The sequence below is a fragment of the Bradyrhizobium sp. STM 3809 genome (assembly GCF_000239795.1).
Lineage (GTDB): Bacteria > Pseudomonadota > Alphaproteobacteria > Rhizobiales > Xanthobacteraceae > Bradyrhizobium.
Window position 1 is genome coordinate 1 of the sequence record NZ_CAFJ01000713.1, and the last position, 1575, is coordinate 1575.

Below are 1575 nucleotides of genomic sequence, written 5' to 3' on the forward strand. Positions count from 1 at the left end.
GCGCGGGCGATGGGGGCAAGACAGCCCGATCCCCAGGGATAGCACGAAGGACACCGTAAAACCATTCGCGCGGGGAAGGCCGGGTCTGTCCGGCTGTACTCGTGGTGACTGCCGCCTGCTTTCTTTGTTGCAGGCGGGCCACGGGCCTCAGCCGAGGTCCGGCCTTCCTCGCGCCCTCTCGTATTTCAGGAGGGACAAGGTTGCCGCATCACTCGGGCACCACGTGCCGCGAGACGGCGATGTCGTGTCCCAAGGTGGCAGTGTCATGGAAGGCGCCGACCATACCCTCTGCTGTCGTGCCGGCCTTGCGCCGGGACCCATCACCCCAGCGAGGAGTTCGAGGCACGATCGCCGATCCATCTCGCCCAGCCACGACGGGCACGGCGTATGGGTCACGGCGCAAGGCCGGAACGAGACCAAACCTTGTCGCGCGCTCCAGCCATGACTCGCCGTGACTTTGCAGCGCAGTCGCGATCCCGTATCCAGCACCAACATGCAACGAGGACATCCACCATGACCAAGACCGCCGCCGAGATCGAGGACGACCGCCAGATTCGCGAATTGCTGCAGAACTGGGCGATCTGGCGCGATGCCGGCGACTGGGAGCGCTTCCGCACCGTGTGGCATCCGGACGGACGGATGATGGCGACGTGGACGCAAGGCACCGGCGACGAGTTCATCGAGATCAGCAAGGCGGCCTGGGCCAAGGGCGTCAACATCCTGCACTTCCTCGGTGGCATCTCGGTCGACCTCGAAGGCAGCCGCGCCATCGCGCAGACCAAGATGACGATCTCGCAGCGGGCCGAGGTCGAAGGCGTCGCCTGCGACGTGCTCTGCACCGGCCGCTTCTACGACTTTCTGGAAAAGCGCGCCGGCCGATGGGGCATCGTGCTGCGTCAGCCGATCTATGAGAAGGACCGCATGGACCCGGTGACGCCGGGCGCGGTGCCCGCGCTCGATCGCGCATTGCTCGAGCAGTTTCCGGTCGGCTATCGCCATCTCGCTTATCTGCAGACCCGCATCGGCTACACCGTCAAGCGCGACATGCCCGGATTGAAAGGGCCGGAGGTCGAAGCGCTCTATGCGCGCGGCGCGGCCTGGCTCAGGGGCGAGCCGCTGTAAGCGATGACCGCCGGCCTGCGACTGATGAAGTCCGGGCTGCGCAACGGCGCGCCGGCACAGACGCGCGACGAGCAGGGGAGTATCGGCAGGTCAGCCGGCGCAGCAGCAAGATCGCGGCAACGTCACGGTCTGGTCGGCGCCGTCTGATCTGCCCAAACGAGAGTTCCGTTACAGGAGCGAGCAGTACGGACGCGAGGCGGTGGCCCGGGACGCCGCCGAGCAACGGAGACCGCGAGGGAGGGGGAGAGGTGACGCCGCGAAGGGCGCCTGCAAACGGACCGAGCGGATCCGGCGGGACAACGACTGGAAGCCGGCGCCGAATCAACGGGTCAGCAAGGACAAAATGATCAAATCCCCGCGATTTTTGGCTGGAAAAGACGGGTTCCCATAGGGCATGCTGGTATACCAAGGCTGACGTTGTATACAGAAAACTCAATTTGAGGCTTGGTTTTT

The 1575-nt window shown here is 65.1% G+C and carries 1 protein-coding gene; it reads left to right on the plus strand.

Annotated elements, in window-relative coordinates:
- The first annotated feature begins 513 nt into the window (after positions 1-513).
- Complete coding sequence (locus tag BRAS3809_RS30930) at positions 514-1122, plus strand: nuclear transport factor 2 family protein (protein WP_008965950.1); 609 nt, start codon at positions 514-516, stop codon at positions 1120-1122.
- The last annotated feature ends 453 nt before the right edge of the window (positions 1123-1575 follow it).